9 protein-coding genes are annotated in these 15,273 nt (G+C 46.2%); 3 read left to right on the plus strand and 6 right to left on the minus strand.

Going from position 1 to position 15,273, the window contains the following annotated elements; translation table 11 throughout:
* Positions 1-100: 100 nt before the first annotated feature.
* Both BW716_RS22365 and BW716_RS36880 read right to left on the minus strand, forming a co-directional pair.
* On the minus strand, positions 101-2,335 hold the full coding sequence (locus BW716_RS22365; protein ID WP_083726168.1) for an FUSC family membrane protein: 2,235 nt from the start codon (positions 2,333-2,335) through the stop codon (positions 101-103).
* A 117-nt stretch (positions 2,336-2,452) separates the two neighbouring features.
* Positions 2,453-2,599, minus strand: coding sequence for a hypothetical protein (locus BW716_RS36880; RefSeq protein WP_179091226.1), 147 nt, complete (start codon positions 2,597-2,599; stop codon positions 2,453-2,455).
* 290 nt (positions 2,600-2,889) lie between these two features.
* Here BW716_RS36880 and smc point away from each other — a divergent pair, with 290 nt between their 5' ends.
* Together smc and BW716_RS22375 are read left to right on the plus strand one after the other, a co-directional pair.
* Positions 2,890-6,420 carry a chromosome segregation protein SMC gene (smc, locus tag BW716_RS22370; RefSeq protein WP_083726170.1) on the plus strand — a complete coding sequence of 1,177 codons (3,531 nt, stop codon included), beginning with the start codon at positions 2,890-2,892 and terminating at the stop codon, positions 6,418-6,420.
* A 123-nt stretch (positions 6,421-6,543) separates the two neighbouring features.
* Positions 6,544-6,939, plus strand: coding sequence for a DUF4259 domain-containing protein (locus BW716_RS22375; RefSeq protein ID WP_083726172.1), 396 nt, complete (start codon positions 6,544-6,546; stop codon positions 6,937-6,939).
* 116 nt (positions 6,940-7,055) lie between these two features.
* Here BW716_RS22375 and BW716_RS22380 read toward each other — a convergent pair whose 3' ends face one another.
* Positions 7,056-8,318: a NupC/NupG family nucleoside CNT transporter gene (locus BW716_RS22380; RefSeq protein WP_083726174.1), complete on the minus strand. Its 1,263-nt coding sequence runs from the start codon at positions 8,316-8,318 to the stop codon at positions 7,056-7,058.
* A 254-nt stretch (positions 8,319-8,572) separates the two neighbouring features.
* Between BW716_RS22380 and BW716_RS38080 the strand changes: the two genes are divergently transcribed.
* On the plus strand, positions 8,573-10,984 hold the full coding sequence (locus BW716_RS38080; protein ID WP_083726176.1) for a c-type cytochrome: 2,412 nt from the start codon (positions 8,573-8,575) through the stop codon (positions 10,982-10,984).
* A gap of 161 nt (positions 10,985-11,145) precedes the next feature.
* Here the strand turns inward: BW716_RS38080 and mqnE are convergent, their stop codons facing one another.
* The 3 genes from mqnE to trxA form a co-directional block, all read right to left on the minus strand.
* Positions 11,146-12,327, minus strand: a complete 1,182-nt coding sequence (gene mqnE, locus BW716_RS22390; RefSeq protein WP_083726178.1) for an aminofutalosine synthase MqnE — start codon at positions 12,325-12,327, stop codon at positions 11,146-11,148.
* A gap of 2 nt (positions 12,328-12,329) precedes the next feature.
* A complete protein-coding gene (locus BW716_RS22395; protein ID WP_083726179.1) occupies positions 12,330-14,480 on the minus strand; it encodes a M43 family zinc metalloprotease in 2,151 nt (716 codons plus the stop codon).
* Between the two features lie 341 nt (positions 14,481-14,821).
* Positions 14,822-15,139: a thioredoxin gene (trxA, locus tag BW716_RS22400; protein ID WP_083726181.1), complete on the minus strand. Its 318-nt coding sequence runs from the start codon at positions 15,137-15,139 to the stop codon at positions 14,822-14,824.
* Between the last annotated feature and the right edge of the window lie 134 nt (positions 15,140-15,273).

The raw sequence follows: 15,273 nt of genomic DNA on the forward strand, positions 1-15,273 counted from the left end.
TTACCGCAGGTACTTGCTGGCGTAAGCCAGCAAGTACCTGCCCCGCGAAAAAAAACGCCTGGGCCGAAGGTCCAGGCGTTTTTTTTTGCTAATTATTTTGCTAATTATTCTGCTCCAACGTCTTCTTCATATCCTTCAACAAACTCATCACCGCATGTAACTGATCCCTCACCTGCTTCACCTCCAATATCTCCTGCCTCAACACCGTATCCCCCTGCCCATTATTCACCTCCTCCTGCCTCTTCTGATACATCGCCTCCAACTTCATATCCAACGTCTCAAACGCCTCCACAGTCGCCGGCGGCGCCGCCACTTTCTCCCCAGGCCGCTCTAACATTTCCAATATACAACTAAAATACGCCTGCAAATTATTACTCAACAACTTATACTCCGGCTGCTGAAACCTCACCCCATTATGCGTCGTCCCATAATTCGCCAACGCCGCTATATGCGAAACAATCGAATTATTCACCACCACAAAATGATACACCTGCGACCCATTCTTTTGCTTACTCTTCGGCTCTGACAGCATTCGCTGAAACGCCGACATCAGGTTCGCCGCACTCACATTCGAATCCTTCCTCGCCAACTTATAATCATTCACCACAAAAGGCTCCTGCGTATACATATGCATCACCTGCTCAAAATAATTCGCATTGCTCTTCACCATCTTTATCATATGACTCGGCAACGTATTCTTCTCCCAACTCGGCCACAACAACAAATTCGCAAAGAACGCGATCGTTCCCCCAATCGTCGTATCCATTACTCTCCAACCTACATTATAAAAATGTGCAGGATGCAAAAAGTGTAACAGGAATATCACAAACGGCGTCACAAAAAACACACTCAATGTATACTGATGCGTCATAAAACTATACGCTCCCAGAATACACAGTAACATAAATATAAATATCACTGTATTGTTCATCGTAAAGAACAGGATCACCGCCGCAAAGAGCGCCCCTGCCACTGTTCCGTATATCCTTTGATAACTACGGGCTTTCGTAATACTAAAACCTGGTTTCAATATCACCACTATCGTCAGCAATATCCAGTAGATCCTGTCCAGGTGTAATAACTGACCGATTACATACCCCGTCACCGCCGCCAGACTTACGCGCAAGGCATGCCTGAATATATGCGACTGAAAAGTCAGGTTATTAAAGAACGTCTCCGCATCATACTGCCCATGGTTCGTAAAGCTGGATAATTGTAATCTCGGATCAATGATCTCATCCTTCACCCTTTCCAGCCTTGTAAGCCGGTGCAGGTTATAGATTCTTTGCGCCATATCCGCCAGGTTATGCAGGATATTTGACAGCACCAGCAATCGTGACCGCTCTTTTACTGTTGGTAAAGTTTTCCTGATATCATCCACAGCCGTCTGCACTTTTACAATCTCATACCGCAGGTTCGCCTTTGGCAAAGAACGTTGTCCGGCCGCTACTGCTTCGCCTATGATCTTCAACTCGCCTGCAAACTCTAATATCAGTGTATGGAATTTATCCAACACCCCCGCCCCGTCAAATGACTCATGCAAGGCATGGTAATCCGTCTGCGCCGCCATAATCTGCTCCTGCAGGTCCACCATATCGAGGAAGATCAGCACTAATGCCTTATTAATACTGGTAGTACCTTCCTGGTGAGAACGTCTTTTTAATAACAACTCTCTCACCGCTTCATGTTTCTCACTCACCACCACCTGCTGTGCCAGTACATCTTTATAAATTTTTTCAATTTTATCACCAGCACCCTGCTCATAAAAACGCGCCCTTGCCAGTAAATAATCCGCCGTTTCCGTAATACACTCAGAGAGCATCTGTTGTACACTTAAATAAGGCCGTATCTGCCAGAGCAACAAGGCCAGGAGCCCATACCAAACCGCACCTAATAATATATAGAGGCTGTGAATGACCGCTTCGTAGGGGGGCACCGCCTTTTCCCCCAGTATAGATACCATCACCAGCATACAGGCGATCCCAATATTCCCTCCTCTGTTACCATAAATAAGCAACATAGAGTTCATAAAACAACACGCCAGTATATAAAAGGTCATCAAAACCGGATACGGCATGATGAGCGAGGTAGTAATGGCTGTAAACCAGATGAAACCAATGGCAATTAGCGTCCCGTTTCGCTTATGAATGGCAGTTCCCGGTACATCCGAGAGGGCAGTAGCTAGGGCGCCGAGTGAAATGACGATCCCGAGCGGGAGGTTGCCCAACATTGAGCAGACTACAGAAGGCACGACTACACTGATGGTAGTACGTAAACCGGTACTAAAATGATAGCTGTAGATGAAATTCCTGACTTCCTGGATCCAATGCCGCATGTAGAAATTAATATTTACAAAGATATGAATTCAAAGATTAAACCATTCTGGCTGGAATGGGAACGTCGGTTAAAAAGAAAGGGTTCTTTTCTTTAGGCCATTTAAAAGAGGTTTTTTTCAAAAAAACAGAAATTTCCCAGCTGCTGCAGGCCCATTTAGCTGCCAGATAAATCTTTCCTTCACCACTGCAACTAACTCCTCCTCAATGGCGCCAGCAAAAAGAGCCTTCTTTCCCGCAGCCGCAGGCGATTTATAATTTTTCATAAAATAGAAAAAATCCCTAATTTGTGTCCCCTGTTAGTCTATACCATATCGGCTAACCCATCATTATATTCAACTAAAGCAATGATCTTCAGCAACCTGTCTGAAATTTATACACAACTGTGTATAATTAAATTTCCCCCGACATGTCTATCTATTATAAATTACTGCTTTCTTTGAACAAATAATGACCTGGAAACATAATTGTGCTGTGAATGGTTAAAATCTGATACGACAAATCAGAGAAATCATAGTTATCTTTGACGGCTTAAAAAAAACAAAGAGGAGCAATTGTGCGTTTAAAAACATTAGAAATCAAAGGCTTCAAAAGTTTTGCAGACAAGACTGTCTTACACTTCGACGAAGGTGTAACCGGGGTTATAGGCCCCAACGGCTGTGGCAAAAGTAATATTATCGACTCCATCCGATGGGTTATCGGTGAGCATAAGATCTCCAATCTCCGCTCTGAAAACCAATCTGGCCTGGTGTTCAACGGCTCCAAAACCCGCTCTGCCAGCGGGATGGCTGAAGTAAGCCTCACGTTTGAGAATACCCGCAATGTACTCCCTACTGAGTTTACAACCGTCACTATCACCCGCAAATTCTACAAGAACGGCGATTCCGAATACCGCCTCAATGACGTAGCCTGCCGACTCAAAGACATCCATAATCTCTTTATGGATACTGGTGTTAGTACCGACTCCTACGCCATTATCGAACTCGGAATGGTAGATGATATTATCAAAGATAAAGAGAACTCCCGCCGCCGCATGCTTGAGCAAGCCGCCGGTATCTCCATCTACAAAACCCGTAAAAAAGAAGCAAAATCCAAACTCGACGCCACCGAAGGGGATCTGAACCGTATTGAGGACCTGCTGTTTGAAATCAACAACAACCTCAAAACCCTCGAAGCCCAGGCCCGAAAAGCAGAACGCTTCTACGAAATCAAGAAAGAATACCGCGAAGTCTCTATAGAACTGGCCAAAGCAGCCCTCGAAGGCTTTAATGTCGAATTTAAAGACCTCACCGACCAGCAACAAGCCGAATCAGACAAAAAACTGGCCCTGGAAGCCGACATCACCAAAGATGAAGCCTCCGTCGAAGAAGATAAACTCCACTTCGTAGCCAAAGAACGCGAACTCTCTGTCCTCCAAAAATCCTTCAACGAACTGGTAGCTACCATCCGTACCAAGGAAAACGACAAGAACCTCGCTACACAACAACTCACTTACTTAAAGGAAAGAGAACGCAATATCAGCCACTTCCTCGCCAACGCCGAAGGACAGCTGCAAGGTCTCACCGAATCCATCGCCTTTACCGAAAACCAGGTTACAGAAGAACAGGACGTGTTCGACTCCCTCCAGGATCAACTGGAAGGCCTGCAGGACATGGTCGATGAGAAAAAGGAATCCTTTAACCAAAAGAAACTGGCCCTCGAAACCCTCCGCCGCGACCAGCAACAATGGCAACGCCAGCAGTTCGAGGCAGAGAAAAAAGTGGCCGTAGCCGATACTTCGGTGCAAAACCTGGTACGCAGCATCCAACAGCTGCAGGAAGAAAAAGCCAACCGCCAGCTGCAGATCACGCAACTGGAAGAAGAAAAGGCCTCCCTTCAGGATACCCTGCTGGATAGCAAAGCTGACCTGGAAGATATGGTCGCTTTCCAGGAAGAGACCAAAGGCAAGATCCTCAGCACCCAGGGCGAAATCGAAGGCCTCCGAGATAAACTCGTGGATGAAAACCGTACCCTCGATCAGAAAAAGAACGAGTACGACCTGCTGAAATCGCTGGTAGACAGTCTGGAAGGCTACCCCGACAGTATCAAATTCCTCAAGAAAAATACCGACTGGAACAATAAGGCACCTATCCTGAGCGATATCTTCTTCTGTCGTGAAGACTACCGCACCTGCGTGGAGAACCTGCTTGAACCTTACCTGAACTATTATGTAGTCAACAACGCCGCCGAAGCCATTCAGGCCATCAACCTCCTCGATGACAACAAAAAGGGTAAAGCCAACTTCTTTATCCTCGACCAGTTCCATCATCAGGGCGGTCAGCTCTTTACCCCACCCAATACCATCCCGGCACTGGATGTGGTAGAGATCGACGAACGTTACAAAGGTCTCGGCAACTACCTCCTGGGCAAAGTATTCATCGCTGACAATGTAACAGGTATCGAATGGGACCAGCTTGCTGATCAGGATGTACTCGTGATCGAAAAGAGCGGCCGCATCGTGCGTGGTAAATACAACATGAGCGGTGGTAGCGTGGGCGCTTTCGAAGGCAAGAAACTCGGTCGTGCCAAGAACCTCGAAAAACTGGATGAAGAGATCCGTGCACTGGAAACCATCGTAGCTACCCTGCGTGAACAGATACAGGAAAAGCACAACCAGGTACTCGGCTTCAACACACAGCTGAATGAAAACAAGATCAATCAGCAGCGTGAAAAGATCAACCAGCTGAACAACCAGGTGTTTGGTCTCCAGAACAGGATCGAGAACTTCCGTCACCTGATTGATTCCGGCGATAAACGACTGGCCGAAATGCAGCAATCCCTGGAACAGAACCAGGAAAGCATAGCCGGTGTAAGAGAAGAACTGGAAGATCTGAACGAAAAGGTACACGCCCTGCACGACAACATTGTCAACGCAGAACGTGCTGCCAGCGACGCAGAGGCCCAGTTCAACCAGGCGAATGTACAGTTCAATAACCAGAACTTACAGCAAACCCGCCAGCAATCCAAAGTAGCGGCCCTGCGCCAGGAACTGGATTTCAAACGCAAACAACTGACCGATCTGCACAACCAGATCACCAGCAATAAATCCCAACTGGAAGACGCCGTGGCCAACATCGCCGCTGCCGAAGACAAACTGGGCACTGCCGAAGATGGTCTCATAGAACTCTTCCGCCGCAAAGAAACAGAGGAGAAGGAACTGAACGAAAAAGACCAGGAATATTATAACTTCCGAAACCAGTTGCAGGAAAAAGAAACCAGTCTTCGTACCCGCACCCGTGCCCGTGAGGAACTGGACCGGCAGCTGACGGTGATCAAAGACAAGGTGAACGAACTGAAGTTACAACTGGCCTCCATGAAGGAGCGTTTAAGTGTAGAATTCAAGGTAAATCTTGACGAAATCATCGACGAACAACGTAGCTCAGTATTGCCGGCAGACGAATTGCAGGGAAGTGCAGAGCGATTGAAAAAGCGGCTGGAAAATATGGGCGAGATCAACCCTACGGCCATTGAAGCCTACCAGGAGATGAAAAAACGTTATGAGTTCATTCTGGAACAAAAGAATGACCTTGTGACCGCCAAAGAATCCCTGATGGCTACCATCCAGGAAGTAGAAGCGACCGCCAACCAGAAATTCCTCGAAACCTTTAACCAGGTGAAGGAAAACTTTGTTAGAGTATTTAAGGCGCTGTTTACAGAAGAAGACCAGTGTGACATGATCCTGAGTGATCCTGAAAACCTGGCAGACACAGGAATTGAAATTATCGCAAAACCGAAAGGAAAGCGTCCGGCAGCCATTACACAGCTGAGTGGGGGAGAGAAGACCCTGACGGCAACGGCACTGCTGTTTGCTATCTACCTGATCAAACCAGCCCCGTTCTGTATATTGGATGAGGTGGATGCGCCGCTGGATGATGCGAATGTTGGGAAGTTTACAAATATGATTCGTAAATTTTCGGATAATTCACAGTTCATCATTGTGACGCATAATAAGCAGACAATGGCATCTGTGGATGTGATTTATGGAGTGACGATGCAGGAACCAGGGGTAAGTAAGCTTGTTCCTGTGGATTTCAGGAGTCTGAATTAGAAGGAGAAATTGAAAGAGTAAGGTCTATTAACTTTCAGATCTATCAACTTTTAGATCTCCTAACTTTTAGATTTCAGATCTCTGCACTAACTTTACGCAACCAAACAAAAAACTTACATAGCTATGGGCACATGGGGTACCAGAAATTTTGAAAATGATGGTTCACTAGACTGGGTATTTGAAATGATTGATGCTAAGGATGGAGGCTTGATCTCTGATACCTTGCAGTTCTCATTGAACAAAGACGGTCTCCTCGACACTTCTGAATGCGAAGACGCATTGGCAGCCGCTGAAACAGTAGCCGCGCTTACTGGTAAACCCAGTGAAGATTATCCTGAAACTCCACTGGAAAAGCTGGATTCTTTAAACGTTCTGGCTACCCTGGCATTGAGAAAACTGGCGGTTTCAGTGATTGAAAAGATCAAGCTGAATTCTGAAATGAAGCAGACATATACAGACAGTGGGGAGGTAGAAGCGTGGTTTGCTGTACAGGATGAGCTGATTAGAAGACTGAGCTAATTACAACCTGCAAAATACCTAATTGAAAGCCTCCTGGATCCTAAATCCAGGAGGCTTTATCTATTTACGGTTAAAAGGAGTTAAATTCCTTAATCGAATATTTTAATTAAATTTTCTTAGATCAAAATCCCTGCTATCGTCGCTGACAAATAAGAAGCGAGCGTACCACAAAACAACGCCTTCATCCCCAACGCTGCCAAATCCCCTCTTCTCTCAGGCGCCAACACACCAATACCTCCGATCTGCATCCCTACACTACTAAAATTAGCAAATCCACAAATCGCCACACTCACAATCAATAACCCCTTAGAAGACACCACTGGTATCGTCTTATCCGTCAAATGCTTAAACGCAATAAACTCATTTACCGTCAGCTTCTGTCCCAGCAAGGTCGCCACATTATTTACATCCCCATTCGGCACACCCATCGCCCACGCCACCGGATAAAACAATTTTCCAAAAATATAATTCAGACTCAAATCAAATCCCGGATTGAAAATATGCCCGATCTTTAGCAACCCCCAGTCCAAAAACGCAATCAAAGCAATAAACCCAATGATCATGGCAATCACATTCATCGCAATCTTAAACCCATCACTTGCACCATGTGAAATCGCATCAATCACATTCACATAATGACTCTTCACATCCAGCTTCACAATCCCCATAGTCTGTGATTCCTCCGTTTCCGGAAACACAATCTTCGAAATCACCAACGCCCCCGGCGCCGCCATCAGACTCGCCGTGATCAGCATTGGTGCCAGGTCCATCCCCGCAGCCAATCCCATATTGGAATACACCACCAGGATCCCCCCCGCTATACACGCCAGACTACCACTCATCGATGCCAGCAACTCACTCTTGGTCATATATGGCAAATAAGGACGGATCATTACCTGGGCTTCAATCTGCCCCACAAACGCACTCGCCACATTACTCAACGCCTCCGCACCACTCACACGCATGATCACATTCATCGCCCTGGCTATCACAGCCACAATCCGCTGCATAATACCAAAGTGATAAAATATCGCCACCAGCGAACACACTAAAATGATCGCAGCAGTCACATTGAACGCAAACACAAAACCACTCTGCGCATAATCACTGATCGTATCAGGGGTAGGTTTCACAGCAATACCTGCATACACAAAAGCCACTCCTTCACGGGCAAACTGCTCCAGCTTGCCCATCGCTTTCCCTAATAACTGAAAAAATCTGAAAACCGGTGGTACCTTGAATACCAGCAGGGCAATTATTATCTGCAGGCCAATACCACTCAATACAAGACGGAAATTGATCTTCTTTTTGTTGTTGGAAAATAAGTAAGCAAGTCCCAGGATGAGTAAAATACCAAAAAGGCCCTGAAAACGTCCCATAAGCTAATTTAGATCTAGTAAGGAGCGAAGGTAAAAAACATTAGGGAAATATATAGGGGGATTTTGGTGCTAATTAAGTGGTTTACCCCAATAAAAAAGCTGATTTTGGTTGGGAATGAATGAAGTGGGGAATGAGTGTGATGTATAGAATTTAATTACATGTGATGGGGAGGGGATCCACTTTGCCCCCTATCAAAATTGCGCCTTATAAATATAATTTTATATCTAAATTGTCATTTCAATCGATTACATAAATGAAAAACTGGACACTTTTCCTGGCAGCCGCCTACTGGCTATCCGCCTGTACAAGCCCAGGACCGGCAAAAGACCAACAATCAGATTCCACGGCCATGAGAAAAAAACTCGGCCCATCCCCCGTACTGGATGCTACTACCGCCATCTCACACATGCAGGTGGAAAAAGGACTCGAAGTACAACTCGTAGCGTCGGAACCGTTGATCACAACCCCGGTAGCTATGACCTTCGACGACAAAGGCCGTATGTGGGTAGTCGAAATGATGGGGTACATGCCCGATACCGTAGGTACTGGCGAAGATGTGCCCAACGGCAAAGTGGTGATCTTAGAAGATACCACCCATGATGGCGTTGCCGACACCCGCAAAGTACTCCTGGACTCGTTGATCCTGCCACGTGCTATCTGTCTTGTTCCCGGCGGCTTTTTGCTGGCCGAACCACCCAAACTCTGGTTCGTCCCGGTCAAAAACGACGTAGCCGGCAATCGTGTACTGATCGATGACAAATACACCGAAGGCGGCAACGTAGAGCACCAGCCAAACGGTCTGCTTCGCGCTATGGACAACTGGATCTACAATGCAAAATCGGATAAACGCTACCGCCAGATCAATGGCAAATGGGTAAAACAGGATACCCACTTCCGTGGTCAGTGGGGTGTAAGCCAGGATAACTTTGGCCGTCTTTACTCTAACAATAACTCGGAAAACGTACTCGGCGATTACTTTCCACCCGGCCTTGGCGCCCGCAATCCTAACCAGAAAACAATTGCTGGTTACGACGAGAAGATCGTTCCCGACAACCGTGTCTATCCCATTCACCCGACACCCGGTGTGAACCGTGGTTATATGAAAGGTATCCTCGACGATAGTCTACGCCTGGTAGAAATGACCGCGGCCTGTAGTCCGCTCGTTTACAGGGGGAGCCTCTTAGGCAAAGAATACGACAACAACATTTTCGTCGCTGAGCCTTGCGGTAACCTGATCAAACGCAACATCATCCAGGATAGCGGCTATATTGTAAAAGGTCGTCAGGCCTACCAGAAAAAGGAATTCCTCGCCAGCGATGATGAGCGTTTCCGCCCGGTAAGTCTCTACGACGCACCCGATGGCGCCCTTTATATCGTCGATATGTACCGTGGTATCATCCAGCATAAGACATACCTGACGCCGTATCTCAAGGACGAGATCAAAAGCCGTAACCTCACCAACCCACTCAATTGTGGTCGTATCTACCGCATTGTCCCTGCCGGCGCCAAAATGAAGCCGATGGCACTGGACAATAACCCTGACAAGCTCTTTGCGCTGTTAGAGAATCCCAACGGTTGGATCAGGGATAAGGCACAACAGATGATCATTGATCATCATTATACACAGCTCATTCCACATTTAAAAGAACGCCTGCATCAGGAAGGTAATACCTATGGCGCTATTCATGCTTTATGGACCCTGGAAGGTTTAGGGGCTTTATCATATAATGAAATTGATTTCCTGCTGCACCAGAAAAACCCATATCTGCAGGCAGCAGCTATCTCCGCGCTGCCATCGGTAAAATCTCATGGAGCTACTGCCGGATTAAGATCTGGTTCAACTACCGGCGCTTTAGCATCTCCAGCAGCGACTACCACTTTAAGATCTGGTTCAACTACCGGCGCTTTAGCCTCTCCAGCAGCGACTACCACTTTAAGATCTGGTTCAGCTACCACCGCTTTAGCACCTCCGGCAGCTACCGCCACCTTAACATCGTTAGAGAATAATGTATTCCTCGCGCCATACATCGCGTTGGTGTTGCCTTACCTCCCTAACAGTTCCGACCTGCAAACAAAATTGATGACCCACTATGCAAACGACCGTTATGTAGCAGATGCGATCATCAATAATAACGGCGGCAAAGAAACCCAACTCTTATCTCAACTAATAAAAATAAATCCTGATACCACCCTTGCCATGCGTCGGCATCTCGAAGCCATCATCAAAGATATCGAGACACATCGCAAGGCAAAAATCACCGACGCCCTTGTCAAAGAATACCCCAAAGGCGCCAAACTTTTCGCCAATATCTGCCAGACCTGCCACGGAAAAGATGGAGAAGGGATCAAATCACTCGCCCCTCCGCTCAACCAGTCGCAACTCGTTACCGGCGATAAGAATCGACTGATTTCCATAGTGTTATACGGCCTTACCGGACCTATTGATGTAAATGGAAAACACTACAAAGCACCCGAAATCAGTGCCGATATGCCCGGCATTGGCAGCAATGACGAATTCAATGATCAGGACATCGCCGAAGTGCTCAGCTTCATCAGAAATTGTTGGAGTAACCAGGCACCGAAGGTAACGGAGAAGGATATACAGGAGGTAAGGAAGAAGTATAAAGGCAGACAAAAGCCGTTCACAATAGAAGAACTGAACTAAGCAATATAGCGTCGAATTAAGTAATGAAAGACTCGAATTAACTATCTCTGATTTTATTTGTGGTTGGACTGCCGTCCAACCACAAATAAAATCCCCTCAAAAAAATGGGCTGATTGCGTAGCAATCAGCCCATTTTTTTGCAATTATTTAAAGAAGAAAAACTACTTCGCCATCAATTCCTCATCAGAAAAAACAACATCCGTATAATCCTTAATCTCATTATAAACCGTATCCCTCTCCACCGGCCTTCTTCCTGCCTGCTTAATCAACATCGCCAACTGCGCCGTATTCATACTCGGATTCTGCTCCTCAGCACCCGCCATTGAATAAATCTTCGTCGTATCATCTATCGTCCCATCCAGATCATTCACCCCAAATGACAGCGTCAACTGCGCACTCTGCCTACCCAACATCGGCCAATAAGCCTTCAAATGCGGGAAGTTATCCATATACAAACGAGCTATCGCATACAAACGAAGATCCTCAATCACAGAAACCTCACCCACATGCTCCATCTCATTATCCTTATTCCTAAATTTCAAAGGAATAAACGTATTAAACCCATGCGTCTCATCCTGCAACTGCCTCAATCTCTCCATATGATCCACCCTATGCCAATACTGCTCAATATGCCCATATAGCATAGTCGCATTCGTATGCATGCCTAAATTATGCGCCGCTCTATGAATATTCAACCATCCATCCGCATCCACCTTATCATGACAGATCTGCGCCCGGATCTCCGCATTAAAGATCTCCGCACCTCCGCCTGGCAATGATTGCAATCCGGCATCATGCAGCTTCTTCATCCCTTCTTCCACACTCAGCTTCGCTTTGCGGAACATATAATCCAACTCCACCGCTGTAAACCCTTTCAGATGCAGATCCGGTCTATGCGCCCTGATCTTCTGCAACAGCTCCACAAAGAAATCCAGGTTCATCTTCGGATGCACCCCACCCACAATATGTACTTCCGTCACCGGCTGCCCGTCATACTTCTTCACAATATCCAGCATCTGGTCAATGCTCAGTTCCCAACCCTCTTCCTTATTCTTATAAAGCTTTGAATATGAACAGAATTTACAAGTGAAAATACAAACGTTCGTCGGCTCGATATGGAAGTTCCTGTTGAAATAGGTCTTATCTCCATGCATACGTACCCTCACGAAATTGGCCAGTGCGCCCACATAGCCCAGCTCGCCTTTTTCAAACAGCAGTATGCCCTCATCAGTAGTCAATCGCTCACGCGCGAGCACCTTTTCACCAATGGTCTTCAATGCTTTATCCAGCCTGGAATCCTGCAACAGCGTTTCTACTGCAGGATAATCGTTTTGAGTTATCATCTCTAATTCACTTTTATTATCTTATAAGTCTTTGCCTTACTATTTCGGTAAATTAACTTTACAAAATAAACACCATTTGGCTCATTTACCAAATCAAAAGTGAAACGATTGCTGCCATCGATATTGGAGCCACGCTGTTTAGCGATCAACTGCCCCGAAGTATTATACACCCCAATGAAATCCAGATTGTCCGGCACCTCCAGGAAGGTTACATACACCTGCCCCGAAGTCGGAACCGGCCCTACCGCAATACCCTTTTCCTTCAGGTAAGCCGGGGTAGACCGGGTAATGATATTGATATTATCCAGGTAAATATTGTTCTCCGCATTGCTCACATTTCTGAATACCACCCTGAACTGCCCTTTCTTAATAATCGGCGTCAGGTTGATAGAGTCCCTGCGCCACTGGGCTGCCGTAGGTACAAACTCAGAAGTTTTGGGTGTGGTGGTCGTTACCAGCGTCTTACCCCATTTATTATACAGGGTATCGTAGGTCTGTGAACAGTCGGAAGTGGTCATTACCAGCAGACTATCCCATAAATCATTTGTACTACCATTCACATCGGAGTAAGTAGCCGCCGCCACATCGAAGAAGAGGAAGATGGAATCCACGCCGCTAGGATCGATGGTCGGTGTGCGGATATCGTCTATTTCACCATTTACATCGTAAGCCAGGTTGCGCATTTCAATAGCGTAGTAACTGCTATCGCCACGGGTCACCGCCGTCCTTTCCCAGGTATATGAACCATCCGGGTTAGAGATCTCCCAGCCGGCAGGCGGGAAGGTGGAGCTTTCGAAACCTTCTTTCAGCGGGAAAGTAATATTGTTATAATAGCTTGTAGTCGTCCATGCAGTGTCGTTAGTCGCATCGTCATCAGCCGAGCCATTCGGCAGGGTCGTGAAGGCTTTCAGTATATGCTCGCCTACATCGAGTGTGCTGTTAGCCAGACTCACAGTATCCGTTTTTAAAGCCGCCAGACTACCCGTCCATGCGGTCGTATACACGGTACCATCGTCTACCTGGTAGTTGATATTTACTTTGGTCAGTGTTGTCAAACCAAAGTTTTTCAGGATCACGGAAGGGGTAATGCTCGCATCACACTGTTGGTTGTACGGGGTGATCACGGATTCCACTTCGGCATCCAGTGTTTTCAGATTCAGTGGCGTACAGCCGTCGGAAGTGAGGAGCGAAGCCCTGTCGTCGGTGAGGGTAGCACGGATCACGTCTACCTGTTCTGTAGTAAAAAGTACCAGGCAGGCATCATCTGAATAGTCCATGTAGTTTTCGAACATATACCCCGGATTGGAGGTCGCGCATTGGTCAACCTGTGGCCATGCCGGACAGCCATAAGTGGCCTTTGCCTGTTTAGGGGTATCGTCGATACCGTCATCTGCCGCACAGGCATCTTCATCTCCCCATATGTGACGGAGGTTGAAGTAGTGACCTATTTCGTGGGTGGCAGTACGGCCTTTATTGTAGGGAGAGGCAGCGGTACCCGTAGTACCGAAACCGGTATAATCAATGACAACGCCCTGTTGGTTGTCTGCATATAATCCAGGGAAAGTAGCGACACCCAGGTACCCGCTTTCCAGGTGACATACCCAGATGTTCAGGTATTTAGTGCCATCCCATTGGTCAGCGCCACTGGAACTGGCGAACTTTACGGCCTTGGCAGCCGAAGTAATGCTAAAACTTGATTTTGTAGTAGTTACGCGCTCTATCCCACTTGTTACTTCACCTGATGGTGTACGCTGTGCCAGACAAAACTGGATCTTGGAATCTCCAACCAGTGTTTTCCATACACTCGGCAGAATGCTGGTATCTGTGTTCAAAGCAGCATAGTCCCTGTTCAGTACATCGATCTGTGATTGTACCTGTGCGTCGGTAACGACAGCTGTGTTTTGCAGTACAATGTGAACGACTACAGGAATGGTAACGGTGTTGTATGTAGCGGTCGTTTTGGCCTCTGCTCTGTTTAATTTGATAGCAGAAATCTTTGAGCGGTTGCGTGCTTCAATCTTATCACGTAGTACCTGCAAGGATGGATTTTCCTTGATCTGTTCCTGAACAGCTATTTCGGTGCCACACTGGCGTTGGCCCAAGGCAGGTAATGATAGGAAGACGGTTAGGATAAAAAGGGTAAAATTGCGCAAAGTTCAAGTTTGAAAGTTAAAATTAGCGGCTGTTGTCCGAAAATTCGGGGAAAGTTACAATCTTTTGTCACACACTTTAAAGATATTTTTCAAAAATTAGGGAGTCATTTTGAATGTATTCCTAACTATTTATAGGGGGAGATAATTCAAAAAGAGACCCATGATTTCAGGAAAGTCCTTCTGTAACAATTGATTGGCTCTCGATTGTTTGACCGCGATTTTTTCAAATTGTTTAAACGCATTCCTGGTATATTTCGTATTTATGGGATTTTTTGAACAAATACCCAATAAAAAAGGGCAGCTCACCAGAGCCGCCCTTTTGCTAAATTTATTTCCAAAGATTACAGGTTCGCCTGAATCTTCTTTTCCAATACTGAACGAGGCGCTGCACCTACTTGCTTATCAACTACCTGACCATTCTTAATGAAAAGGATCGCAGGAATACTTGTAATTCCATAATTGATGGACAACTGAGGATTCTGGTCAACATTTACTTTACCAACATTAACCTTACCAGAGTAATCTTTAGAGAGCTCTTCGATCACTGGACCGATAGCGCGACAAGGACCACACCATTCTGCCCAGAAATCAATTACGCTCAATTTGTCTGAGCTCAACACTTCGTCTTGGAAGTTGGAATCAGTGAATTCTAATGCCATGTTATTAGTATTTATAAAAATTTTTAAAATCCTGTAATTAATTATGCAAGAATCAAACCGGGCGCAAATTACTGCTTTTTTGGCATGTTCTGCAAATCGTTATATCGATTATTTACGATGCAAGTTAAATCATT

It is taken from the genome of [Flexibacter] sp. ATCC 35208, assembly GCF_001975825.1.
In the GTDB taxonomy this organism is placed as follows: Bacteria; Bacteroidota; Bacteroidia; order Chitinophagales; family Chitinophagaceae; genus Chitinophaga.

What these genes read in the sequence shown, in the direction of transcription:
- BW716_RS22380 (WP_083726174.1), bottom strand. Translation starts at nt 8,318, where the DNA reads ATGGGACGTTTTCAGGGCCTTTTTGGTATTTTACTCATCCTGGGACTT.
- mqnE (WP_083726178.1), bottom strand. Translation starts at nt 12,327, where the DNA reads ATGATAACTCAAAACGATTATCCTGCAGTAGAAACGCTGTTGCAGGAT.
- BW716_RS22365 (WP_083726168.1), bottom strand. Translation starts at nt 2,335, where the DNA reads ATGCGGCATTGGATCCAGGAAGTCAGGAATTTCATCTACAGCTATCAT.
- trxA (WP_083726181.1), bottom strand. Translation starts at nt 15,139, where the DNA reads ATGGCATTAGAATTCACTGATTCCAACTTCCAAGACGAAGTGTTGAGC.
- BW716_RS38080 (WP_083726176.1), top strand. Translation starts at nt 8,573, where the DNA reads ATGAAAAACTGGACACTTTTCCTGGCAGCCGCCTACTGGCTATCCGCC.
- BW716_RS36880 (WP_179091226.1), bottom strand. Translation starts at nt 2,599, where the DNA reads ATGAAAAATTATAAATCGCCTGCGGCTGCGGGAAAGAAGGCTCTTTTT.
- BW716_RS22375 (WP_083726172.1), top strand. Translation starts at nt 6,544, where the DNA reads ATGGGCACATGGGGTACCAGAAATTTTGAAAATGATGGTTCACTAGAC.